The organism is Cupriavidus sp. 09_S30 (assembly GCF_056930435.1).
Genome location: NZ_JBXOWI010000002.1, coordinates 114,699 through 137,833, shown reverse-complemented (window position 1 = coordinate 137,833; position 23,135 = coordinate 114,699). Strand labels below are relative to the sequence as shown.

Here is a 23,135-nt window from a genome sequence, read left to right as displayed (position 1 = left end):
ACCGCCGGGCCGGCGGCCGCGAGCGGCCCCGGCTGCGGGAACTACGCCGGCACCAGCCCGCTCGCCGGATCGTGCCGGCACGCACCGGCCGGCTGGGTTTCCAGCCAGCCGTAGACGACGGCCTCGATGGCCTCGATGCGCTGCAGCTTGCGCCGGTAGGCCGAGCGCTTCTTCGAGGGCAGTGACATCACGTCGCGCCGCGGCTGCGCCACCGGCACCGCCACATTGCCGCAGGGCAGGCCCTGCCCGCCGGCCTCGGCCCAGAAGCTCTCGTAGTCGGCCAGGATGGCGCGCGGCGTGTGGCGCTGGCGCCCGACATGGTTCATGCGCGAGACCGCGACAACGCGCGTCACGCCCAGCGCGGCCCCCAGCGCCAGCAGCGCATCCATCACCGCATCCTTGGGCCGCAGGCCGTCGCAGGCGCGCGTGGCCTCGCGGATCCAGTCGCGGCTGGCCTCGCCCGCCGGACCCTGCAGGCCGCCGACGAACAGTTCGATGCCGTGCTCGCCGTGCCTCAGGTAGAAGCTCAACTGCGCCAGGCAGACGCCGCGCGCCTGGTCCATCCAGTAGAAGGCCAGCTCGCCCTCTTTCGGATTGGGGCCGGAATCGGCCAGCCGCAGCGCGTAGGGCGCGTCGGGCAATGCCCAGGTAAACCCACCCGACAGGTAGATGCGTTCGCTGACGGCGACCGGCAGCCTGGCGTGCATGATGCGGTAGTGCTCCAGCACGATGCGCGCGCGCTCGTCGAAGCCCAGCCCGAAGCGGGCCAGCGGCCGGAAGGGCCGCTCCAGCACCGCCGGGCGCGCCGCCGCGACACGCCGCAGCAGGCCACACGACGCCACTGCGCCCAGCCATGTCCGCACCGCCATGGCGCGAAAGGCCGAGCGGCCGATCAGCTTGATGCGCTTGAGCCACCAGCGCCGGACGCCGACGGGGTGACAGAACGCCGAGACCGTGCCCAGCGTCGACAGATACCGCCAATAGATAAGCGGGCCGGCCTGGGGCAACAATCCCCGGGCGTCCGGCCCCGCGAGCCCGGACAGGCTCGACCAAGGTCCTTGCACGAAACGCTCCCCTTCTTACGCCGCGGGAGGTGCCGGTCACCGGTCTTGTCTCCCGCCGCGCCATTACGCGACACCTCTGCAGCGGGCGTCCCGCATGGCCGCCCCGTGTTCCACCGCTAAACCGGCGGCTCCGCTGTGTATCAAGCCGCACACTATTGTAATTTGTTGTAACGCTTTGAAATATGACAGGTTGACTGATTTCCACCACAAAATCGGCAGGCAACAGGTGGAGGCAGGGGCCGGCCTTGCGCGAGCCGTCGATCCACGCTCTGCGGAGGACGTCGGCGCGTCTCCGCTCCCCTATGGTGTGCTCGCGGCGCCACAGGCATCCGGCGTGGGTGTTTGGCACGGCGGACGATGCGCTGAAGTAAGGTACGTGCGCGTGGTCGGCACGCTGCGCTGAACCACCGCCACCCCGCCGCTGGCGGGGCCCCGAACGCAAAGCGGGCCGGCATCAAGCCGGCCCGTTTTGCGTCAACGCTGGCGCCGATACAGCCGCCCTAGCCGCGTCCGGCGCGTCGCTCGGTGGCGAAATAGCACAGCGCCAGCAGCGGCAACGCCAGGCCGAAGCGGCTGGCCAGCGTCCAGCCGCCCGTGGCATAGGCCCATGCCCCAAGCGCCGAGCCGGCCGCGCCGCCAACGAAGAAGATGGCCATGAACAGGCCGTTGAGCCGGCTGCGGTGCTCGGCGCTGAGGGCGAAGATGGCGCGCTGCCCGACCACCAGGTTGGCCGCCACGCCGAAGTCGAGCACGATGGCCGCCACCGTCAGCAGCGCCAGCGCCAGCGGCGAGCCGCTCGGGCCGACGCCGCTCAGCGCGAAGGCGCCCGCGGCCAGCGCCATGGCCAGCGCGGTCATTTGCCGGCTGCGGCCGCGATCGGCCAGGCGCCCGCCGATCGGCGCGGCGATGGCGCCGGCCACGCCGGCCAGCGCGAACAGCGCGATGCCCCGCTGGCTCAGCCCGAAGTCCGGGCCGGCCAGCCACAGCGGCACCGTGGTCCAGAACAGGCTGAAGGCGCCGAACATGCAGGCCTGGTAGGCGGCGCGCCGGCGCAGGACCGGCTGGGTGGCGAGCAGCGTCGCCATCGAGCGCAGCAGGTCGCCATAGCGCACGGCTGGCGTCGGCTGGCGGCGCGGCAGCAGGCGCCGCAGCACGGCTGCGAGCACGGCCATGCCCACCGCCGATGCCGTGAAGATGGCATGCCAGCCCCAGCGGTCGGCCACCAGGCTGGACACCGGCCGGGCCAGCATGATGCCGAGCATCAGCCCGCTCATCACGTTGCCGACCACCCGGCCGCGCATGGCCTCCGGCGCCAGGTGGGCAGCGAAGGGCACCAGCACCTGCGCCGCCACCGAGCACAGCCCGATGGCGCCCGCGGCCACCAGGAAAGGCGCCGCATGGGTGGCGACGCCCGCCAGCGCCAGGGCCAGGGCGCTGGCCCCCAGCAGCGAGACGATCAGCAGCCGGTTCTCGATGATGTCGCCCAATGGCACGATCAGCAGCAGCCCGAGCCCGTAGCCCATCTGGATCAGCGTGACGATCAGCCCCGCGGCCTGCGGCGACAGGCCCAGGGCCTGCCCGATCGGCCCGATCAGCGGTTGCGCGTAGTAGAGATTGGCGACGACCAGCCCGCAGGCGGTGGCCAGCAGCGGCGTCATCCAGACGGCGCCGCCGACTGGGCCGGCATGCGCACGCTCGGCGACATGCGAGGCAGGAGAGGCGGTCTGGCAGGAGGAAGGGCTTGGCGAAGTCATGACGATCCGGCTCGGTGCGGCGGCGCATAGACGGCCGCGCCCGTGCGGCATTGCAGCAAAGGCTGCATGATGCCCGATCCGCGCCAAGCCTGCAGGCGGCGACGACGACGGGCCGCACCCATGCCGCGCGTGCCACCTCAAGGCGGCGTGCGCGTGGGGGCATCGGCCGTCTGGCACCGGGTGACGGGCACGGCGCGCTGCGGCTTCCTGGTCATGAAGCCGCGACCGGTCAGCGGGCCAGCCCCGCCGCCCGTCCCGCTACCCGTCCCGTACGGGCCTCAGTCGGCGGCGCGCACCTTGACCTTGCCCGCCGCCTCCTTGGCGCGCATGCGGGCCACTTCCACGTCGGTGTCGTGCGCCAGCGCCACGCCCATGCGGCGCTTGGCGAAGCTCTCCGGCTTGCCGAACAGGCGCAGCTCGGTCTGCGGCACGCGCAGCGCCTCGTCCACGCCGTCGAAGACCACCGCCTTGGCGTCCACCCCGCCGTAGATCACGGCGCTGGCGCCCGGGCTCTTGAGCGCGGTGCTGACCGGCAGGCCCAGGATGGCGCGCGCGTGCAGTTCGAACTCGTTCTGCCACTGGGTGATCATGGTCACCATGCCGGTGTCGTGCGGACGCGGGCTGACCTCGCTGAACCAGACCTGCTCGCCCTTGACGAACAGTTCCACGCCGAAGATGCCCTGCCCGCCCAGGTTGGCGGTGACCGCGCCGGCGATCTGCTGCGCCTTCTGCAGCGCCACCGGATGCATCGGGTGCGGCTGCCAGCTTTCGACGTAGTCGCCGCTGACCTGAACATGGCCGATGGGCTCGCAGTACTGCGTTTCCACCTCGCCGTCCGCGCCGCGCGCGCGCACGGTCAGCAGCGTGATCTCGTAGTCGAAGTCGATGAAGCCCTCGACGATCACGCGGCCGTGGCTGACTCTGCCGCCGGCCATGGCGTAGTCCCAGGCGGCGCGCACGCCCTCGGGACCGTCGATCTTGCTCTGGCCCTTGCCCGAGCTGCTCATCACCGGCTTGACCACGCAGGGATAGCCGATGCCGCCGTCGATGGCCGCCTGCAACTCTTCCAGCGAATCGCAGAAATGGTAGGGGCTGGTGGGCAGGCCAAGCGTCTCGGCGGCCAGGCGGCGGATGCCTTCGCGGTCCATGGTCAGGCGCGTGGCGCGGGCGGTCGGCACCACACGCACGACGCCGGCTGCCTCCAGCGCTTCCAGCGCGGGCGTGGCGATGGCTTCGATCTCGGGCACCACCAGGTCCGGCTTCTCAGCCTCGATCAGCGCCTTGAGCTGGTCCGCGTCGCTCATGGCGATGGTGCGCGCATGGTGGGCGACCTGCTGGCCCGGCGCATCGGCGTAGCGGTCCACCGCGATGGTCTCGACACCGAGCCGCTGCAGGGCGATCAGCACCTCCTTGCCGAGCTCGCCGGAGCCGAGCAGCATCACTTTGGTCGCGCAGGGAGAAAGGGGGGTTCCGATGGAGCTCATGTCTGTCAGTTCTTCTTCGAGGCCGGGTAAAACCGCGATTGTAAGTCCTGCGGCTGCCTGCCGACGCACGCGCGGCGCGCACGGAACCGCTGCCCCGCCCGGCCCGCGTCGGCGACGCCGCTTAGAGCCGGCAGGGACGGGCGCCGAAGGACCAACGATCCGGCAGGTCGGAAGCCGGCGCCTGCAGCAGCATTTCCTGCCCGCAGGCCCGGCAGCGATAGCTGTAGACCTTCAGCCCGGCTTCATTGCGCAACACCGGTCCGGGCATCAGATCGCGGTGTGGCGGAAAGTGCCCCGGCCGGCCGGCCTGATCGTGACATCGCTCGCATGGTGACATGTCTCGCTCCCTCGCCGGTCGTAGCCGGCATCGCCCGGCGCCATGGAGGGCCGGACCGACGCGCCGGCCACACGGCGCACCGGGGCCTGCCGCGCAACGCATGCGGCACAATTCCCGTCGCATGCGGCACTGCAGCATCGATTATAGGAAGCCTGCGTGAAGCTGCGGCAGCGGCCGCGCTCGCGTGTTGCGCATTGCGCAAATTCGGCCTGCGCAAGCGCCTCCGGCGTCACTGCTCGCGGCGCGAAAGTCCCCCGCGGGGGCTAATGCCGTTCAGTTAGACGTTGTGCTTGAGCCTTCTGGGTGGTCTGCGGCGCAATATGCTGATTGCAGGGCTTCGGTGTTAGGCGGCGGCTTTGGTCTGCGAGACAACAGCTTGTTTCGACTCCCCTGCGGGGAGCCGACCTACTTTCTTGTCTTGCCAAGAAAGTAGGCAAAGAAGGCGCGCCGGATGCGGCTTAACCCCCCCTCGCGGGCTGGCTGAAAGAGCGGCCGGGCCCCAACTCACATCGCCTTACGGCGATGCTCAGACAGGGGGCCCTCTTTTCCGCTCTTTCAGCCAGCCCGCGAGGCGCCGCATACGGCAGGGTAAGGACGCCACGCCTCGCTGCGCATCGGGTGGCAGGTGAAGCGCCAGCTTCGCAGTCGCTTCACGCTAGAGACCTCAGCAGAATTGGCCGTATCGCGAGCACTCGCCAGCCGCCGGTTTGGCCGTTCCCTCCCGTTGTGCGGCGCCTCGCGATTTGCCGCGGCCGCCGATGAAGCCCGTCCGCTGTTTGAGCGGCCGCAGGACGCGAGTTCGGACGGGCGCGGCGGCCGCAGGACGCGAGTTCGGACGGGCGCGGCGGCCGCAGGACGCGAGTTCGGACGGGCGCGGCGGCCGCGGCAAATCGCGAGGCGTCTTTCGCCGCGCCCGGGTCGCCTTCTTTGCCTACTTTCTTGGCGAGACAAGAAAGTAGGTCGACTCCCCCCGCAGGGGGAGTCGAAACAGGCCGTTGCCTCGCAAACCAATGCCGCCGCTTAATACCGAAGGCCTGCAATCAGCATATTGCGCGGCAGACCACCCAGAAGGCTCAAGCAACAGAAGGCCATAACAGCCACGCACCGCCCAAAGAAAAAGGCGCCCACAGGCGCTCCCCGCGGGAGCGGCCTTGCCCATATATCCCGCCTTCAGGCTCTTGACGCCTCACACCTAGGCCAGTTCGATCGGCCCATGGTCGTCGCAGTGATCACCGTGCGGATGGTGCAGATGCCCGGCGACGAGGTAGTCGACGTGGTCGCCGTGCGGCACGGGCTCGTGCCCGCAACCGGGCCCGTGTACGTGTCCGTCCACATGGCCGCCGCAGTGATGCCCGGGCGTGCACTGGTCAGGATTCTTCGCGCTGACCGCGATCCGGTGCTCGTCGACATGGCCGCCATGCGGATGGTGCAGGTGGCCGTCGTGCAGGTAATCGACATGGCCCTCGTGCAGGATCGCCGTGTGGCCGCAATGTGCGCCGTGCTTGTGGTCGTGGTGGGCGTGGTGGGGTTGATTGCAGGTGCTCATGCGCTGCCTCTCTTCGATGGCGGACGGATAGCCGACCGATTGCGGACCGGCAGCCCCGCCGCCGTGGCGCCCGCGGTACATGGCGCGGCGGCGCGGGCCGGCGCGAGATCGCACGGCCTTCGGCCCTTCCTCATGGTAGTTCACGCATGGCCGTGCCACGGACCGCCCGCAGCCGCTCCCTGGAGGAAGCAGGCCACCGGCCGCCTTGATCCGATCTGCATGCGCCACGCGCCACTCTTTACACAATCTTTGCACCGCCGGGCGTTAGATAGAGGCAGGAAACGCAAAAGAGAGGCGCGCAATGGCGGCCATTGACGGAAAAGGTCGGAGAGATCAAGGAGAGTTGGCAATGCTCAGAGTGCTGGTTCCGGTCAACGGATCGAAACATGCGCTGGACGCGGTGCGGCACGCCGCGTTCATGTATCGCGACAAATGTGTCTCGGAGGTGGTGCTGCTCAATGTCCAGACACCGCTGGAATCGGGGCGCGCCGCCGCCTTCCACTCGGTGCAAGAGCTGCGCAGGATGGAGACCATGGATGGCGAAGCCGCCTTGCGCGCTGCACGCAGCATCCTGGACGATGCCGGCGCGCGCTATGTGGCGCAGGTCAAGGTGGGCGACATCGCGCAGACCATCGCCGACACTGCCGCTGCCAACGACTGCGACGCCATCGTGATGGGCACCGCGGCACGCTCGCCGATGGGCGAGCTGCTGGTTGGACGGCTGTCGAACAAACTGATTCGCCTTTCGCGTGTGCCGGTGACCCTGGTCAAGTAGAAAAGGAAACCGGCGAGGCAGAACGGGAGAGACGCCGGAGAGATGGCCGCGGAGAGCTGCGGCGGCGCGTGTGGCGACGCGAAGGCCCGTGCGGTCAGTTCCGCTCATTGCACATTCATCGGCAGCAGCACCATCTGCTTGCCCTGCAGGTGCAGTTGCTCCTGCAGCTCGATCGGAGTCTGGTTGTGCAGGAAGGCCGTGATGAAGTTGACGTGCTTGAAGATAAGCTTGCTGGCAAAGCAGACACTGTTCGGGTACTCGACGGTCACCGCATCGACCAGGCGCATGAATTCCCGCAGCGGGTTCGTGCCATAGGCGGCGCGCGCATCGGCTGCCAACCCGTGGCGCTGGCAGCAGGCCACGTAGTAGCGCAGCGATTCGCCCACCGTCTGCTGCAGGCGGTGCAGTGTCTCCTGCCCCTCGTAGCTCTGCGCATCGACCTCGCCCACGGCGAGGAAAATCACATTCTTGAAGTGGCCGGGAAACAGGCGCTCCACCCATAGCAGCGCATGCATGCTGACACCGCGATGCTTGCCCACCAGCAGGATGGCGGTCGGCGCCGACGGGTCGAGCGGGCGCAGGCGCCCCGCGTCGACCAGCGGCGGGGTGCCGGCGAACAGGGCGTCGGCACGCGCCAGTTCGGCACGCGTGGCAGTGTAGTGGCGCTTGACGTAGAGGCACAGCGCGATGACCAGCCCCGTCACCAGCACCGTCAGCCAGCCGCCCTCCGTGAACTTCTCCACCAGCGTGATGACCAGCACGCTGGCCGTCACCGTCAGGCCCAGCAGCGACAGCGCGAAGTGCACCAGCCAGCGCGGCTCCGCGCGGTGGCGCCACCAGTAGACGCACAGGCCGAACAGCGACATGCTGAAGGTCAGGAACACGTTGATGCTGTACAGCACCACCAGCACCGCCACCTGGCCACGCGTCCACAGCAGGATCAGCAGGCTGGCCACGCCCATCACGATCACGCCGTTCTGCCGCACCAGCCGCGCGGAGAGGTCACGGAAGTGGCGCGGCACCCAGTAGTCGCCGGCCATGTTGGACAGCACCGCCGGGCCATCCAGAAAGCCAGTCTGCGCACCCACCATCAGCAAGCCCGCTTCCGACGCCAGCACCACCGCGAGCAGGCCATGGTTGAGGAGTGCGGAATCGAAGCCGAAGTTGCCGATCACACTGCGGAAGACCACGGCGTTCAGCGTCTGCCCCTCCTGCGGCGTGGCGTGCCACAGCATGTAGAGGAGGATGATGCCGCCCGCGGTGAAGGCAAGTGAACTGGCCATGTAGAACATCGTCCACTTGCCATTGGTCACGCGCGGCTCGGCCAGCATGTTCACGTTGTTCGAGACCGCCTCCAGGCCGGTATACGTGCCGCCGCCTAGCGAGAACGCGCGCATCAGCAGGGCGAGCATTACCACCGCCCCCATCGACTGCGACATGCTGGATGCTTCGCCGAAGGCATCGGGCACCACGGCGCCAAGCCGCTCGCCATGCACGGCGACGCCGTACACGATCAGGCCGAAATGCAGCACCACGAAGGCCAGGAAGATCGGCATCAGGACCAGGATCGATTCCTTCATGCCGCGGAAGTTCAGCCCCGTCATCAGGACGACGATCAGCAGTTCAGTGGCGAGCTTGAAGGGCTGCGCCCCGACCGGCAGCAGGCTGAAGAAGGCGTCGACGCCGCTGGCCAGCGAGGTGCTGACCGTCAGCACATAGTCGACCAGCAGCGCCGCGCCGGAGACCAGGCCCGGCATCGGCCCGAGCAGGGCGGTCGCCACGCGGTAGCCGCCCCCGCCGCTGGGGAACAGCTCGATCACCTGGTTGTAGCCGATCGCGATGACGAAGACCGTGGTCGCCGTGGCCACCGCCAGGAACAGTGCCAGCGGCGTGTGCGCGCCCAGTGCGAGAAAGGCCTCTTCGGGGCCGTAGCAGGAGGATGACAGGCCGTCGGCGCCCAGCCCCACCCAGGCCAGCACGGGCAGCACGGCAATGGCGTGCCGCGTGCCCGGCGCCAGCGGGTCCAGCGGCTGGCCAGCCAGCAGGTTTCGCCACTTGGACTGTTGCGCCATCGTGATCCCCCATGCCCGCTTGCTGCACGGCAACAGCGGATGCGCAGGATGCCCGGCCGGCAATGCCAGCCGCGCCAGGCGGCATGAGCGGGGCCCCGATGTGACTAATCTAGCTGCTAGCCGCGCCCAGCGCCAGCCCGCCCGGTGTGCGCAATGACGCGCCGGGGCGCGATGTCGTGCACGACGCGCTCAACACGCTCAACGCGCTCAATGGGCTCGGCAGGCTCAACGCCGGCGGAGCGCTCCCACCTATCTGGAATGCGACAGCTCAGGCACGCATCGCCTGTTCGCAACAGGGACACACGCGCACGAGCCTGCCCCCCGCCGCCCCGCCAGATCCGGCCGGCGCGAGCACAGCACAGCGGCACCCGGCCACAGCCACGGCCTCCGCCGGGTCGCCGTACCGACCGATGCGGTAGTGCACGCCCAGTTGCACGCGGCGCTCCCATTCGCCCGAAGGATCGAGACTGCAGCAGCCAGAGCCGCGTCTGCCGCGACCAGTGATGGATGGTGTCCGCGCCGACGCCTAGATGGCGCGCCGCTTCCGAGATGGACCAGTGGCGTGAAGCCAGGCCGAAGAAGGCGCGCAGCTTGCTTTCCGGGCGCAACCGCGCCATGGGGGTGCCGGTCAGCCGATTGAAGCGGCGCCCGCAGGCTCGGCACAGGAACTGCGGGAGCCCCGAGCTATCGCAGCCGCAAGCGCTCGCCCCTACCACGCCGCAGCGCGGGCAGGGCGGCGGCCGCCGGCTCGGCGAGCGCAATCGCTGCCAGGCCGACAGCAGATAGTCGGCCAGCGCCAGGTCCGCCGGCACGGCGGCCACGCTGGGCCGCCAGTGCGTCAGCACCACCGCCTCGCGCACCGCACCGGCCAATACGCCGTCCTGCCGCGTTGGCCTCGCCCCGTCCCGCTCGATGTCCGCGCCGCCCCCTTCAGCCGCGCGCCTCATCCGCGCACATTGCCCGGCAGCACGGAATTCCGGTTGCCGGGCTTGGCAGGCTTGGCCGGCTTCTGCGCGCCGGCGCCCGCGGACTTGCCCGCGCCCGCAGCCAGCACCGGGCTGGTGATCAGGCTGCATGCCAGCAGCACACCTGCCAGGCGGCAACGGTTTCCATTCTTGGTGTTCATTTCTGCTCTCCCTGTGATGTGCCGGCTGGCAGGCGCCAGCCGGACACGTTTGGCCGCGCCGGTCTCAGCCCGCTTCGGCCGGCGTCAGCGAGGCGCCATCCGGACCATCCGGGCCGCCCCGGCCATTGCGGTGGCGGTTGACCCAGGCGAATACCACCGGCAGCACCAGCAAGGTCAGCAGCGTGGTGGTCACCATGCCGCCTACGATCACCAGCGCCAGCGGACGTTGCGCCTCGGAACCGATGCCGTGCGACAGCGCCGCCGGCAGCAGGCCCAGGCCCGCCAGCATCGCCGTCATCACCACCGGGCGCAGCCGCAGCGAAGCGCCCTCCACCACCGCCTCGTGCAGGTCATCCGACTGTGCCAGACGGTTCACGTAGGAGATCAGGATCACCCCGTCCTGGATGGCGATGCCGAACAGCGAGAGGAAGCCGATGCCCGCCGAAATGCTCAGCGTCTCGCCGGCGATGTGCAGCGACAGCAGCCCGCCGATGGCGGCGAACGGCACGTTCAGCACCACCATCAGCGCATCCTTGAAGTTGCCGAAGGTGCTGTACAGCAGCAGGAAGATCACCAGGATGGTCAGCGGAACGATCACGGCGAGCTTCTTCTGGGCGACCTTCATCTGGTTGAACTGGCCGTCCCAGAAGATGGTATAGCCGGCCGGCAATGCCATCGCCTTGGCCACCTTGTCCTGCGCCTCGGCCACCGCGCTGCCCAGGTCGCGCCCGCGCACGCTGAACTTGATGGCGATGTAGCGCTTGCCGGACTCGCGGTAGATGAAGAAGGGACCGTCGGTCGCTTCCACCTTGGCCACCATCGACAGCGGGATGCGCTGGCCGTCCGGCGTATCCACCAGCAGGCGGCCGATGACATCCGGGCTGCTGCGCGCAACGTCGTTCAGGCGCACGGTCAAGCCGAAGGTCTTCTCGCCTTCCAGCACCTGCGTGACCGGGTCGCCGCCGATGGCGTACTGCACCACGGTCTGGACGTCTTCCACGCTGAGGCCGAAGCGCGCACTCTTCTCGCGGTCCACCGAGATATTCAGCGTGGGCTGGCCCAGTTCCTTGAAGATGCCGACGTCAGCCAGGCCCGGCACCTTCTTCAGCACCGACTCCACTTCCTTGGCCATGTCCTGCAGGGCGAGCAGGTCGGTGCCGTAGATCTTGACCGAGTTCTCGCCCTTGACCCCCGACAGCGCCTCGTTGACGTTGTCCTGGATGTACTGCGAGAAGTTGTACTCGATGCCCGGGATGCGGCTGAGCCGCTTGGTCAAGCGCTCGACCACCTGCTGCTTGGTCACGCCCTTGGGCCATGCGTCGCGCGGCTTGAAGTAGAGCGCGTACTCCTGGTTGTAGACGCCGGCGGAATCGGTGCCGTCGTCCGGGCGCCCGATCTGCACCGACACGGTGGACACCTCCGGCTGCTCGCGGAAATAGCCGCGCAGTTCGCGGGCAAGACCGGCCGAGTAGTCGAGGTCGGTCGTGACCGGCAGCGTCACGCGCAGCCACAGGTTGTTTTCCTCCAGCGTGGGCAGGAACTCGGTGCCGAGGTAGCGCGAGCTGTACAGCGTGGCGGCCAGCCCGACGAAGGCGGTCAGGAACACCATGCCCGGGCGCTTGAGCAGCGCGCGCAGCAGCGGCTTATAGGCGTTGAGGATCACCTCGATGAAGCGCGGCGAGTGCGGACGCAGCGTGCCGCTGAAGACGAAGGACGTCACGGCCGGCACGAAGGTCAGCGCCAGCACGATGGAGGCCAGCAGCGCGAAGCCCATGGTGAAGGCCATCGGCTTGAAGATGATGCCTTCCACGCCCCCCATGAAGAACAGCGGCGAGTACGCGACGATGATGATGCCGGTCGAGAAGATCATCGCGCGCTGCACTTCGCCGGTGGCGTTGACGATGGCGTCTTCCGGCTTGGCCTTGCCCTCCTCCAGGTGCCGCATGATGTTTTCCATCACGATCACCGCGGCATCCACGATCAGCCCGAAGTCGATGGCGCCGAGCGAGATCAGGTTGGCCGGCACCTTGAAGTGGTCCATGTTGATGAAGGACACGCACAACGCCAGCGGGATCACCGCCGCCACCACGGCCGCCGCGCGGAAGCTGCCCAGGAAGATGAACAGCACGATCAGCACCAGCGAGATGCCGATGAACAGTGCATGCTCGACCGTGCCCATGGTGATGTCGAGCAGGTTCTGGCGGTCGTAGAAGGTCTTGACCTGGACATTGGCGGGCAGCACGTTGCGGTTGATCTCGGCGATCTTCTCGCGCACGCGCGCCAGCACCTCGGTCGCGTTCTCGTCGCGCTTCATCAGCACGATGCCCTGGACGATGTCGTCATGCTGGTCGAACTGCACCATGCCCAGGCGCTGGGCATGACCCTCGCGCACCTCGGCGATGTCGCGCACGCGCACCGGCACGCCGTTGGCCACCGACACCGTCACGTTGCGGATGTCGTCCAGCGTCTGCAGCAGGCCTACGCCGCGCACCACAAACTGCTGCTCGCCCGCCTTCATCAGGCCGCCGCCGGTGTTGGCGTTGGCGCTGGTCACCGCGTCGATGATCTGCTTGAGCGTCAGGCCGTAGGACTGCATCTTCTCGGGCGTCGGCACGATGTGGTACTGCTTGACCATGCCGCCGAAGGCGGTGATGTCGGCCACCCCGGGAACGTGCTTGATCTCCTTGTAGACGCTGTAGTCCTGCAAGGTCTTCAGCGTGGTCAGGTCCACGCCGTCGCCTTCGATGCGGTAGCGCAGGATCTCGCCCGTGGCGTCGCCGTCGGGCGAGAGGTCAGACTGCACACCCTGCGGCAGATTGGCCTGCGACAGGTAGGTGACGAAGTTCTGGCGGGCCTTGAAGTTGTCCACGCCCTCCTTGAACTTGACCGTCACCACCGACAGGCCGAACAGCGACACCGAGCGGAAGGACTGCACGTCCGGCACGCTGGCCAGTGCGTTCTCCACCGGGATGGTGATCTGCTGCTCCACCTCCACCGTGCTGCGTCCCGGCCACTGCGTGATGGCCTGCACGGTCACCGGCGCCACGCCGGGATAGGCCTGCAGCGGCAGCCGCAGGAAGCTCAACACCCCGGCCACCAGCAAGGCGATGGCCAGGAAGACGATCATCAGGCGACGCTTGATGATGGCGCGGATCGGCGAAAAGGCCATCTCAGGACTCCTGCTTGAGCATCAGCTCGTTGAGCAGCATGCCCCCCTGCGTGATCACCTGCACCGGCTGCGCCAGCGGCACGCCCTCGGTCACGGCGAACTTGCCCTCGCCGTGCGGCATGCCCTGCACCACCTGCCGGCGCACGTGCTTGTCGTCCGGCTGAGTCAGCAGCACCAGCTTGCCCTGGTCCTTGACGATGGCCGACTGCGGCACCACCAGCGCCGCCCGGCTGCCGGTCACGATGCGCGCGGTAGCGTACATCTCCGGCTTGAGCATGCCGTCCGGATTGGGCACGTCGCAGCGCACCTGCAGCGTGTGCGTGTCGGCATCCACGTTCGGCGCGATGAAGCTCACGCGCCCCGTGTAGCGCCGCCCCGGATACGCCGGCGTCTCGATCTCGATGGCCTGGCCGAGCTTGACGTGGCGGATGTCCTGCTCGTACAGGTTGCCGGTGAACCAGATCGAGCTGGTGTCGATCACGCTCATCAGCGAATCGCCCACGTTCAGGTACGAACCCTGGTCCATGTCGCGCTTGACGATGGTGCCGCCGATCGGCGCGCGGATCGTCAGCGTCTCGGAGATGGTGCCGCGCTCGCGGATGCGCGCGATGTCTTCGTTGGTTGCACCCAGCACGCGCAGCTTGTTCTCGGCCGACTGCATGGTCAGGCGCGCGTCGTCGAGCAGCTCCTTCAGGTCGCTGCTCGAGAGCGTGTGGTAGGCGTTGTGCGACAGCAGGTACTCGTTCTGCGCCGCGATGTAGTCCGGCGAATACAGCTCGGCCAGCGGCTGGCCTGCGCGTACCTTGGCGCCCTCATACACGAGAATGCGCTCCACCCGCCCGGCCACGCGCGCCGAGGCCAGCTTGGCCTGTTGCACGTTGTAGGCCAGCTTGCCCGGCGTGGGCATGTCGATGCGCACCGGTTCGGCGCTGAAGGTGGCGCTCGCGACCACCTTGGGATCGAAGCCGCCCTCGGGCAGCGTCAGCGTGGTCGGCACCACGCGCGGCTTGGCCGCCACCGCCTTGCCCTGCACGCTATCCGCGCCCTTGCCGGCAATATTGCCGGCCCGATTGCCCGTCCCTTCGCGCGCCGCGCCGCCCGCCAGCGCATCGGCCGCCTCGCGCTGTGCCCAGTACTTGCCGCCCACGGCGCCGCACGCCAGCGCCACCGCCAGGCTGGCGCCCATCATCAGATTCTTGTTCATCTGTTCAGATCCCGCTAACCGTCAAAGAATTTCCCGCCCAACCGCTGCCGCCAGCGTGTAGTACGCCTGGCGCGCGTCCGACTCCGCCTGCGCCACCGCCAGCTCCGCATTCTTCAGCGCGGTGCTGGCCGTCAGCAGGTCGGTAAAGTCGGCGTTGTTGTTGGCATAGTTGGTGAAGGCCATCTTGTAGGCGGCCATCGCCTCGGGAAGCTGTCGGCTGCGCAGGAAATCCATCTGGTTGACGGCCTGGCGCAGATTGTTGTGCGCGGTGTTGACGGCCAGCAGGGTCTGCTGGCGCACGGATTGCTCATTGGCGTCGGAGGCCACCTTGTTGGCCACCGCCTCGTCCACCCCGTACCGCTCCTTGGTGAAGAAGTACAGCGGGATGATCACGTCGAACTCGATACCATAGCTGGCCGGCTTGAACCCCAGCGGCGGATTGTTGCCGTTGAAGGTGCCGATGACCTGGAAGTCCGGCAGGTAGGCCTTGCGCGCCAGCCGCACGCCCTTCTCCGCCGCCTCGACCAGGTAGCGCGAAGAGCGCACGCTTGGGTGCTCGCGCAGCGCGATGTCTTCCAGCTCGCCCAGCGGCACGGCCGGCAGGCGGGTCGGGCTGCCGTCCTGGCGCAGCTCCATCGGGAAGCCGGGCACCTTGCCGATCAGCGTGTTGATGGTCTTCAGGCCGTTCTCATACTGGCGCTCCAGCGTGAAGGCATCGTTCTGCGCGCTGCTTTGCGCCACTTGAGCGTTCAGGTAGTCGACATAGCCGGCTGCGTTGTTGGCATAGCGGATGCGCGCCACCTGCTTGATCTGCTCCAGGCGCTTCACGTTGAGCTTGAGCACGTCGAGCTGCGTCTTCTGCGACAGCGCCTGGAAATAGCCAGTGCTCAGCTCCGCGTAGAGCTGCAGGAACAACGCGTCACGCTGCGCGTCGAGCGATTCGGCCTGCGTGTTGGCAATGTCCGCTGCCAGCGACTTCTTGCCCGGGAAGGGAAAGGCCTGCGTCAGCGTGTAGCTGAACTGCTCGGCGCGCGCCAGCGCGAGCGGGCTGTTCTTGGGCAGGTTGCCCCAGATGAACCCCACCTGCGGATTGTCCGGCGCCGCGATCTGCGGCACCTGGGCCTTGGCGGCCTGGTACAGCGCGCGGGCCTGGATCAGTTGCGGATTGTTCGCGCGCAGCTCCTGCGACAGCTCCCACAGCGAGAAGCCCGGACCGACCAGCCCCTTGATCGGCTCCTGGCCCGGCTCCCCGCCGCCCGGGGCCTGTGTCTGTGCCGGCGCCGGCACAGGCGCCTGCGCCACCGCCTTGGGCGCGGTGCTGCCCGAGACCCGATACCAGCCCTCGCCGGCCGCGGCAGGTGCCGCCGCCGTGCGCTTGCCGGCGCGCACCACGGCGGCCGGATCCGTATCGCCCCTCAGCTCCACCGCGAAAACCGGCTGGCCGAAATGGGCGAGCAATGCCAGCACGCCCGATGCCAAGCTGGCAGGTTTCGTCTGCATCAACACGCTTTTCCCTTCTTTTATCTTTTAGTGGCGCATTTATCGCAAGCACAGCTTTCAGCGACCTTTCCGCCACATTACAGATAGCTTTCGGTCGGGCTAGGGGTTTCCCCTTCTTCACGCCGGGGCGCCGGGCCTGGCTTCCCGGAACCGTGACTTATCATGGGGGTTCCAGGTAACAACCCACGAAGGCGAAGCAATGCGCGCCCACCCACCCGAGCAGTCCGACCTGGCCCGCCTCGGGGCCGCCGAACTGGCACAGGCCCTGGCCGAACGCCGCTGGAGCGCACTCGAGGCCTGCGACGCCGCCATCGCCCGGATCGAGGCCTGCGACGGCGCCATCAACGCCGTGGTCGTGCGCGACTTCGAGCGTGCCCGCGCACAGGCGCGCGCGGCCGACGCGGCGCTGGCGCGCGGCGAGCGGCGGCCCTTGCTGGGTGTGCCGATGACGGTCAAGGAATCGTTCAATGTGGCGGGCCTGCCGACGACCTGGGGCTTCGCCTTCGCGCGGCAGGTGCCGGTCACGGAGGATGCTGTCGCCGTGGCCCGGCTCAAGGCCGCCGGCGCGGTGATCCTCGGCAAGACCAATGTGCCGGTCGCGCTGGCCGACTACCAGAGCAGCAATCCCGTCTACGGCCGCACCGGCAATCCGCACGATCCGGCGCGCACGCCGGGCGGCTCGTCCGGCGGCGCGGCCGCGGCGCTGGCGGCAGGCTTCGTGCCGCTCGAACTGGGCTCCGACATCGGGGGATCGATCCGCGTGCCCGCCCACTTCAGCGGCGTCTGCGGCCACAAGCCGAGCCAAGGCCTGCTGCCCACGCGCGGCCACGACTTCCCGGGCTATGCGGCCGCGCCCGACCCGCTCTCGGCGGTGGGACCGCTGGCGCGCCGCGCGGCAGATCTGGAGCTTGCGCTCGACGTGCTGGCAGGGCCCGACCACGAGACCGGGTCGGCCTACCGCCTGGCCCTGCCGCCCGCGCGGCACGGCGGCCGGATGAAGGGCCTGCGTGTGCTGGCGCTGGACGCGCATCCGGTCGCGCGCGCCTGCGCCGAGGTGCGCCAGGCGGTGGAGACGGCCGCAGGCCGCCTCGCCGCAGCGGGCGCCGAGGTCGCGCACGCCAGCGCGCTGCTGCCCGACCTGGCCGCCCTGCACGAGGACTACGCGCAGGTCCTGCTCACCATCTCTACGCGCGGCGGACCGGACGCGCCGCCCTCGATCTCCGCGCACGCCTGGCTCGGGCTGATGGACCGGCGCATGCAATGGCAGGCGCAGTGCCGGCGCCTGTTCGAGGCCTTTGACGTGGTGCTGCTGCCGCCGTTCGGCACCGCCGCCTTCCCTCACATCGAAGCGCCGGACTGGGGGAGCACCACGCTCGACATCGACGGCGAGCCCGCGCGCTACTGCGACCAGCTCGCCTGGGCCGGCCTGGCCACCCTGCCCGGCTTGCCGGCCACGGTGGTGCCGGTCGGCCGCGATGCGAAGGGGCTGCCGCTGGGCGTGCAGATCGTCGGCCCGCTGCTCGAAGACCGCACGCCGCTGGCCGTGGCGCGCTGGCTGCAGGAAAACGGAAGCTGAGCCGCCCGCGCGGCGGTTTCATCGACGCCGCGCCGATGATCCCCGGCCGGGCTTCAGGGCTGGCAGGCGGCGGGGCATAGCGCCTTGGCCGTCTGCGCGAAGAAGCCATCGTAGACCTCGCGCTCGAGCACGGTCTTCGTGCGCGAATCGCCATTGCTGTCCCACACCGTCCGCTCGAAGCGCGCGCGCACGGCCGATGCCCGGCCGCCCTCTTCCGCCCGCACCAGCACGATGGCCTTCATCCGCTCATGATCGGACTTGGCGGGAAACATGCTGGTGTAGGACTTGAGCGCACCGCGCAGCAGCTGTCGCCACTTCGGCACCAGCGTTTCGCTGCGGCCCGCCTCCACCAGCCCCGTTTCCCTGTCCACCGACACGGGCGCGAAGCCGAGCGCGGCAAGCGCGCTTGCCGCGGCGTCGAGCGTGCGGGCCGGCGCCGCATCGGCATAGGTACGATCGCGCATGGCATGCAGCGCCTGCCGCTCCGTATCGGTCAGGTCCACATCGACCTGCCGCGAGCTGTAGCGCACCAGCGTGCCGCCGCTGCCGGTTTCCCGTTCGTTCGCGGGAGGGCCCGCGCACGCGGCCAGCATCGGCAGGAGGCCGGCGCACGCCAGTGCGATCGCGCGGCGGCGGGCCGGCATCCACGCCAGCGGCCGGCTGGAAGGCTTCGAAGCCGCAGAGGGAGGGAGCGGCGATGGAATCAGCATTTGGGGATTCTCCTGTCGCGCTTATGATAGGGATCCGGCTGCACTGCAACAAACGAGTTTTTCTGACCGACGCTGTAGAACTTCTTCGCCATCCGACCATGCGCCGCTTGCCGCCATTGAACGCCTTGCGCAGTTTCGAAGCTGCCGGGCGGCTGAACAGCCTGACCCTTGCCGCCGAGGAGCTGAACGTCACCCAGAGCGCCGTTGCGCAGCAGATCCGCGTGCTCGAGAGCTTCTTCGGGCAGAAGCTGTTCGAGCGCGACGGGCGCTCGCTGCGCCTGACGCAACGTGCCCAGCACTACCTGGTCGACGTCGCCAGCTGCATCGGGCGCCTCACCGAAGCCACCGAGCAGATGTTCGACGGGCCAGGCCGCCGCCAGGTCAGAGTCAACACCTCAGCTTCCTTCGCCCATGGCTGGCTGCTCCCGCGGCTCGCGCAGTTTCATGCGGCCCATCCCGGCATCGAGATCCAGGTGGTGTCCACGCCCGACCGGGAGATCGAGCGGATCGACGAAAGCAGCGACGTGGTCATCCGCCGCTACACGCCGGACCTGCGGCGCCGAGGCTTCGTATCGCGGCCCCTGCTGGCCAATGCCGCAATCCCGGTCGCTGCGCCCCATCTGCCGGCGCTGCAGGCCGTGCGCGCGCCGTCCGACCTGCGCGGCGCGCCGTTGCTGCACTACGCCGGACTGCCGCAAGCCTGGCAATACTGGTTCCACCGGGCGGGCGTCAGCGTCGGAGAAACGCTGCGCGGCCCCTTCTACGAGGAGTTCTTCCTGCTGATCCAGGCGGCCGTGAGCGGCCTGGGCATCTGCCTCGCGCCACGCGCGGTGGTACAGCACGACATCCGCCAGGGGCGGCTGGTCGCCTTGTTCGAAGAGGTCCTTCTCGAAGGGCCGCCGTTTCACTGCCTGTACCGCGACGATGCGGACGACAGGCCGCTGGGCAACTTCGTCGACTGGTTGATGCACTGCGCGTCCGACGAACGCGGCGCCGTGCCGGCCGGGTAGCGGGCCGGCCGGTTCCTGCCCCGGGGCGCTTCATCGGGGCGGCCATGCGGTTGGCGACATGCTCCGGCATTTCGTCGCAATTCCCTGCCGCGAAGCGCACATGGCAACGATCATTCAGGTCACCACCCCACCCGCCACGCGCGCCGACGCTGGGACGCTCCCCGCCCGCCGCGCGGCAAACCCGGAGACCTGCCATGCTGATCGCCATCTTCCAACACACACCCGGCTGGGTCTGGCTGCTGCTCGCGGCCCTGATCGCCTATGGCCTGGCCCAGACCTCGCCCAAGCAGATGAGCGCCACCCGGGCCATGGCGGCGCCGCTGCTCATGGTGGCGCTGTCCGGCGCCGGCGTGGTAGCGGCGTTCGCGCATCAGCCGCTGGCGCTGGCTGCGTGGGTGGCCAGCCTGGCCACGGCGCTTGGCCTGGCGCGGCGCGCCGGCCTGTGGCAGGGCATGCGCTGGGCGCCGGCGCAGCGCCATCTGATTGTGCCGGGCAGTTGGCTGCCGCTGGCGCTGATCCTGTGCACCTTCGCCGTCCGCTTCGCCGCTGGCGTCACGCTGGCACGCGACCCTGCGCTGGCCTTGCGGACTGACCTAGGGATTGTCTTCGCTTTCGCCTATGGTGGGGTCAGCGGTATCTTTCTGGCACGCGGACTCCTGGCTTGGCGCCTGACCCGCGCGGCGGTGCCCCAGGGCCTGCCGGGCTGAACAGGCGGCAGACCCGCCACTTCCCACCAACGACGCTCGCGCACGACGCGCACGACGCGCACGACGATTAGCCGGCAAACCATGCACGCTCCCGACCGCATCCTGCTCTACACCGCCGTTCCCGCCGTCTTTCTGTCGGCGCTGCTCGAGGGCATCGTGCTCTCGCGCCGGCAGCACTATGACTGGCGCGCCTTCGGCGTGTCGGCGCTCGACCTGGCCGCGCGCATCGCCATCGGCATCGCCCTGCCGCTGTCGATCGCGGGGCCGCTGGTGCGGCTGGCCTACGAGCACCGGCTGGCAACCTTGCACCTGACGGACTGGTCGGCCATCCTGCTGCTCTTCGTCGGCCAGGAGTTCTTCTACTACTGGTACCACCGCGCCGCGCACCGCATGCGCTGGTTCTGGTGCAATCATGCGGTACACCATTCGCCCAACGATCTGAACCTCTCGGCCGCGTTCCGCATCGGCGTGCTGGGCAAGGCAAGCGGTACCGCGCTGTTCTTCGTGCCGCTGGCCTGGCTGGGCTTCCCGCCGGCCACCGTGTTCGCGGTGCTGTCGCTCAACCTGCTGTACCAATTCTGGATCCATGCCACCTGGATTCCCCGGCTGGGCTGGCTGGAGGGCATCCTCAACACGCCCTCCGCCCACCGCGTGCACCATGCCTCCAACCTCGAATACCTCGATGCAAACTATGGCGGCGTGCTGCTCGTCTTCGACCGGCTGTTCGGTACCTACCTGCCCGAGCGGCGCGACCTGCCCTGCCGCTATGGCCTGGTGCACCCGATGACCAGCTACAACCCGCTACACATTGAGTTTGCGCAGTGGCGCGCGCTGCTGCGCGACCTGGCATCGGCGCGCAGCCCGCGCGCGGTGCTGGGCTACCTGTTCATGCCCCCGGGCTGGTCGCCAGACGGCCCGGGCGAGACGACCGAGGCGCTGCGCGCCAGGCAGCGCAGCGGCGGCCCGGCAGGCGCTGCGGCGGACGCCCTCGCCTGCGCAGCCCCCACCGAGGCCGTCCCACAGCCGGCCGCCCACGGTCCGGCGGGCGGCTGAAGTCATGTCCGGCATCGCTAAACCCGCCGCCCGGTGGTCCGTCCTGGGGCGCGAACTGACAGTCTGCGCGGTCATCTCACTGGGCTGCGCGCTGTTCTTCAGCACGATGTTCCGCGAGCCGTTCGGCATCAACCTGGTCTACGCGACCTGCATCACCGCAATGATCCAGTCGCTGATCCGTGCCGGCCGCTACGTCATCCTGCGCTGGGTCGAACATGGGGGGAAGCAGGGCAGGCTTGCCGTCTCCGGCGAGCGCGCCTGGCCGCACTGGCGGCTGATGCTGCCGTGGATCATGGCATCGGGCGTGCTCGGCTACGCCGGCGGCCACGCCCTGGCCACCCTGCTGACCGGCGGCCCCGATCCACGGCTGGCCTTCCTCGACAACCCGCGCGCTCTGATGCTGAGCATGATTGTGGTGCTGGCGCTCTCGGTCGGCATCACGTATTTCCACTACTCGCGCGCCCGGCTGGCCGCCACCGAGGCACGCGCGCAGGCCGCGCAGCGCAGCGCAGCCCAGACACAGCTGCGCCTGCTGCAGTCCCAGCTCGAGCCGCACATGCTGTTCAACACGCTGGCCAACCTGCGCGTGCTGATTGGCCAGGACCCGCAGCGCGCGCAGGACATGCTGAACCACGTGATCGCCTTCCTGCGCGCCACGCTCGACGCCTCCCGCTCCGGCGCCCACCCGCTCGCCGCCGAATTCGCCCGCATCGGTGACTATCTCGCCCTGATGCAGATCCGCATGGGCGAGCGCCTGCGGGTAGAGACCGAGCTGCCGCCCGCGCTGGCCGCACTGCCGGTGCCGCCGCTGCTGCTGCAGCCGCTGGTGGAGAACGCCATCAAGCATGGGCTGGAGCCCGCGGTGGCAGGCGGCTGGATCCGCCTCACGGCGCGCAGCGAAGCCGGCATGCTGGTGCTCACCGTGCGCGACACGGGCGTGGGGCTGGGCACGCTACCGCCCGATCCCGGCTGCTTCGGCACCGCGCAAGTGCGCGAGCGGCTGGCCCACCTGTTCGGCGAGCGCGCCGTACTGGAACTGCGCGCCGCCGCAGACGGCGAAGGCGGCACGGAAGCCATCGTGCGCCTGCCGCTGCCGGACACTGCGCCGCAGGACGCTCGCGAACCCCGCCAAGCCCGGGAGGCTCGGGACGCCCAGGCCGCACCCGGCGCCGACGCCCCGCGGCCAGCACAACACCAACCCTTGACCCACCGATGAACGCCACCGCCCTGATTGCCGAAGACGAAGCCCTGCTCGCCGCCGACCTGCGCGCGCAACTGACACGGCTATGGCCCGGGCTGGATATCGTTGCCATGGCCGGCGACGGCGCCACGGCGGTCGAGCGCGCGCTCGCACTGCAGCCGGACGTGCTCTTCCTCGACATCCGCATGCCAGGCATGAGCGGACTGGAAGCCGCGCAGGCCGTGGCCGAGGACTGGCCCGACGGCGGCCGACCGTTTCCGCTCGTCGTCTTCGTCACCGCCTACGACAACTACGCGCTGCCCGCCTTCGAGCACGCGGCCGCCGACTACGTGCTCAAGCCGGTGCAGCCCGAGCGGCTGGCCAAGACCTGTGCGCGCCTGCAGGCCGCGCTGGGACACCGCGCGCAGGCGGCCGACGGTACAGGCACCTGGCAGGCCCCGCTCGAGCAGCTGCGCGCGCTGCTGCAGAGCGGGATCGCGCAGCCGCCGGCCAGGCCTGCGCCGCTGCAGGTGATCCAGGCCAGCGCCGGCAACACCATCACCATGGTGCCGGTCGACGAAGTGATCTACTTCGAAGCCGCGGACAAGTACGTGCGCGTCGTCACCGCCACGCACGAGCACCTGATCCGCATGACCCTGCGCGAACTGCAGCAGCGCCTGGATCCCGACGTCTTCTGGCAGGTCCACCGCAGCACCATCGTGCGCTGCACCGCCATTGCCAGCGCGATCCGCGACGACGCCGGCAAGCTCACACTGAGCCTGCGGGGCCACCCCGACAAGCTGAGCGTGAGCCGGCTGTACGCGGATCTGTTCCGGGGGATGTAGGCAAGCGGGCCGGCGCGCCTCGC

General features: G+C 69.2%; 18 protein-coding genes. 7 read left to right on the top strand and 11 right to left on the bottom strand.

Annotation, left to right across the window (positions count from 1 at the left end):
* Positions 1 to 41 precede the first annotated feature (41 nt).
* The 5 genes from AC1Z3O_RS20835 to AC1Z3O_RS20815 form a co-directional block, all read right to left on the bottom strand.
* Entirely contained in the window at positions 42 to 1,064 is a 1,023-nt protein-coding gene (locus AC1Z3O_RS20835) for a DUF535 family protein (protein ID WP_483517789.1), read from the bottom strand.
* 500 nt (positions 1,065 to 1,564) lie between these two features.
* The gene (locus tag AC1Z3O_RS20830; protein WP_483517788.1) at positions 1,565 to 2,818 is read right to left on the bottom strand and encodes an MFS transporter; all 1,254 of its coding nucleotides are present in this window, start codon (positions 2,816 to 2,818) and stop codon (positions 1,565 to 1,567) included.
* 278 nt (positions 2,819 to 3,096) lie between these two features.
* On the bottom strand, positions 3,097 to 4,302 hold the full coding sequence (gene purT, locus AC1Z3O_RS20825) for a formate-dependent phosphoribosylglycinamide formyltransferase (RefSeq protein WP_483517787.1): 1,206 nt from the start codon (positions 4,300 to 4,302) through the stop codon (positions 3,097 to 3,099).
* 121 nt (positions 4,303 to 4,423) lie between these two features.
* Positions 4,424 to 4,570: a hypothetical protein gene (locus AC1Z3O_RS20820; protein WP_483517786.1), complete on the bottom strand. Its 147-nt coding sequence runs from the start codon at positions 4,568 to 4,570 to the stop codon at positions 4,424 to 4,426.
* Positions 4,571 to 5,831: 1,261 nt separating this feature from the next.
* The gene (locus AC1Z3O_RS20815; RefSeq protein ID WP_483517785.1) at positions 5,832 to 6,329 is read right to left on the bottom strand and encodes a hypothetical protein; all 498 of its coding nucleotides are present in this window, start codon (positions 6,327 to 6,329) and stop codon (positions 5,832 to 5,834) included.
* A gap of 205 nt (positions 6,330 to 6,534) precedes the next feature.
* Here AC1Z3O_RS20815 and AC1Z3O_RS20810 point away from each other — a divergent pair, with 205 nt between their 5' ends.
* The gene (locus AC1Z3O_RS20810; protein WP_483517784.1) at positions 6,535 to 6,960 is read left to right on the top strand and encodes a universal stress protein; all 426 of its coding nucleotides are present in this window, start codon (positions 6,535 to 6,537) and stop codon (positions 6,958 to 6,960) included.
* Positions 6,961 to 7,064: 104 nt separating this feature from the next.
* On the opposite strand, the gene AC1Z3O_RS20805 is transcribed toward AC1Z3O_RS20810, so the two are convergent.
* The 5 genes from AC1Z3O_RS20805 to AC1Z3O_RS20785 form a co-directional block, all read right to left on the bottom strand.
* Positions 7,065 to 9,032 (bottom strand): APC family permease, encoded by a 1,968-nt coding sequence (locus AC1Z3O_RS20805; RefSeq protein ID WP_483517782.1) that lies wholly within the window; start codon positions 9,030 to 9,032, stop codon positions 7,065 to 7,067.
* Between the two features lie 943 nt (positions 9,033 to 9,975).
* Positions 9,976 to 10,158 carry a hypothetical protein gene (locus AC1Z3O_RS20800; RefSeq protein WP_483517781.1) on the bottom strand — a complete coding sequence of 61 codons (183 nt, stop codon included), beginning with the start codon at positions 10,156 to 10,158 and terminating at the stop codon, positions 9,976 to 9,978.
* A gap of 64 nt (positions 10,159 to 10,222) precedes the next feature.
* Positions 10,223 to 13,327, bottom strand: a complete 3,105-nt coding sequence (locus AC1Z3O_RS20795) for an efflux RND transporter permease subunit (protein WP_483517779.1) — start codon at positions 13,325 to 13,327, stop codon at positions 10,223 to 10,225.
* 1 nt (position 13,328) lies between these two features.
* The gene (locus tag AC1Z3O_RS20790; RefSeq protein ID WP_483517778.1) at positions 13,329 to 14,531 is read right to left on the bottom strand and encodes an efflux RND transporter periplasmic adaptor subunit; all 1,203 of its coding nucleotides are present in this window, start codon (positions 14,529 to 14,531) and stop codon (positions 13,329 to 13,331) included.
* A 21-nt stretch (positions 14,532 to 14,552) separates the two neighbouring features.
* A complete protein-coding gene (locus AC1Z3O_RS20785; protein WP_483517777.1) occupies positions 14,553 to 16,031 on the bottom strand; it encodes a TolC family protein in 1,479 nt (492 codons plus the stop codon).
* Positions 16,032 to 16,230: 199 nt separating this feature from the next.
* Between AC1Z3O_RS20785 and AC1Z3O_RS20780 the strand changes: the two genes are divergently transcribed.
* Entirely contained in the window at positions 16,231 to 17,607 is a 1,377-nt protein-coding gene (locus AC1Z3O_RS20780) for an amidase family protein (protein ID WP_483517776.1), read from the top strand.
* 53 nt (positions 17,608 to 17,660) lie between these two features.
* On the opposite strand, the gene AC1Z3O_RS20775 is transcribed toward AC1Z3O_RS20780, so the two are convergent.
* Positions 17,661 to 18,317, bottom strand: a complete 657-nt coding sequence (locus AC1Z3O_RS20775) for a hypothetical protein (protein WP_483517775.1) — start codon at positions 18,315 to 18,317, stop codon at positions 17,661 to 17,663.
* A gap of 125 nt (positions 18,318 to 18,442) precedes the next feature.
* Between AC1Z3O_RS20775 and AC1Z3O_RS20770 the strand changes: the two genes are divergently transcribed.
* From AC1Z3O_RS20770 to AC1Z3O_RS20750, 5 genes are all read left to right on the top strand, one after another.
* Positions 18,443 to 19,327, top strand: coding sequence for a LysR substrate-binding domain-containing protein (locus AC1Z3O_RS20770; RefSeq protein ID WP_483517774.1), 885 nt, complete (start codon positions 18,443 to 18,445; stop codon positions 19,325 to 19,327).
* Between the two features lie 44 nt (positions 19,328 to 19,371).
* Positions 19,372 to 20,034: a DUF6622 family protein gene (locus tag AC1Z3O_RS20765; protein ID WP_483517773.1), complete on the top strand. Its 663-nt coding sequence runs from the start codon at positions 19,372 to 19,374 to the stop codon at positions 20,032 to 20,034.
* A gap of 81 nt (positions 20,035 to 20,115) precedes the next feature.
* Positions 20,116 to 21,087, top strand: a complete 972-nt coding sequence (locus AC1Z3O_RS20760) for a sterol desaturase family protein (RefSeq protein ID WP_483517772.1) — start codon at positions 20,116 to 20,118, stop codon at positions 21,085 to 21,087.
* Between the two features lie 4 nt (positions 21,088 to 21,091).
* Positions 21,092 to 22,303, top strand: coding sequence for a sensor histidine kinase (locus tag AC1Z3O_RS20755; RefSeq protein ID WP_483517771.1), 1,212 nt, complete (start codon positions 21,092 to 21,094; stop codon positions 22,301 to 22,303).
* Positions 22,300 to 23,112, top strand: a complete 813-nt coding sequence (locus AC1Z3O_RS20750) for a LytR/AlgR family response regulator transcription factor (RefSeq protein WP_483517770.1) — start codon at positions 22,300 to 22,302, stop codon at positions 23,110 to 23,112. Before AC1Z3O_RS20755 ends, AC1Z3O_RS20750 begins: the two co-directional genes overlap by 4 nt.
* Positions 23,113 to 23,135: the final 23 nt, after the last annotated feature.

What these genes read in the sequence shown, in the direction of transcription:
- AC1Z3O_RS20795 (WP_483517779.1), bottom strand. Translation starts at nt 13,327, where the DNA reads ATGGCCTTTTCGCCGATCCGCGCCATCATCAAGCGTCGCCTGATGATC.
- AC1Z3O_RS20830 (WP_483517788.1), bottom strand. Translation starts at nt 2,818, where the DNA reads ATGACTTCGCCAAGCCCTTCCTCCTGCCAGACCGCCTCTCCTGCCTCG.
- AC1Z3O_RS20820 (WP_483517786.1), bottom strand. Translation starts at nt 4,570, where the DNA reads ATGCCCGGACCGGTGTTGCGCAATGAAGCCGGGCTGAAGGTCTACAGC.
- AC1Z3O_RS20790 (WP_483517778.1), bottom strand. Translation starts at nt 14,531, where the DNA reads ATGAACAAGAATCTGATGATGGGCGCCAGCCTGGCGGTGGCGCTGGCG.
- AC1Z3O_RS20780 (WP_483517776.1), top strand. Translation starts at nt 16,231, where the DNA reads ATGCGCGCCCACCCACCCGAGCAGTCCGACCTGGCCCGCCTCGGGGCC.
- AC1Z3O_RS20805 (WP_483517782.1), bottom strand. Translation starts at nt 9,032, where the DNA reads ATGGCGCAACAGTCCAAGTGGCGAAACCTGCTGGCTGGCCAGCCGCTG.
- AC1Z3O_RS20755 (WP_483517771.1), top strand. Translation starts at nt 21,092, where the DNA reads ATGTCCGGCATCGCTAAACCCGCCGCCCGGTGGTCCGTCCTGGGGCGC.
- AC1Z3O_RS20765 (WP_483517773.1), top strand. Translation starts at nt 19,372, where the DNA reads ATGCGGTTGGCGACATGCTCCGGCATTTCGTCGCAATTCCCTGCCGCG.
- AC1Z3O_RS20785 (WP_483517777.1), bottom strand. Translation starts at nt 16,031, where the DNA reads ATGCAGACGAAACCTGCCAGCTTGGCATCGGGCGTGCTGGCATTGCTC.
- AC1Z3O_RS20750 (WP_483517770.1), top strand. Translation starts at nt 22,300, where the DNA reads ATGAACGCCACCGCCCTGATTGCCGAAGACGAAGCCCTGCTCGCCGCC.
- AC1Z3O_RS20800 (WP_483517781.1), bottom strand. Translation starts at nt 10,158, where the DNA reads ATGAACACCAAGAATGGAAACCGTTGCCGCCTGGCAGGTGTGCTGCTG.
- AC1Z3O_RS20775 (WP_483517775.1), bottom strand. Translation starts at nt 18,317, where the DNA reads ATGCTGATTCCATCGCCGCTCCCTCCCTCTGCGGCTTCGAAGCCTTCC.
- purT (WP_483517787.1), bottom strand. Translation starts at nt 4,302, where the DNA reads ATGAGCTCCATCGGAACCCCCCTTTCTCCCTGCGCGACCAAAGTGATG.
- AC1Z3O_RS20760 (WP_483517772.1), top strand. Translation starts at nt 20,116, where the DNA reads ATGCACGCTCCCGACCGCATCCTGCTCTACACCGCCGTTCCCGCCGTC.
- AC1Z3O_RS20810 (WP_483517784.1), top strand. Translation starts at nt 6,535, where the DNA reads ATGCTCAGAGTGCTGGTTCCGGTCAACGGATCGAAACATGCGCTGGAC.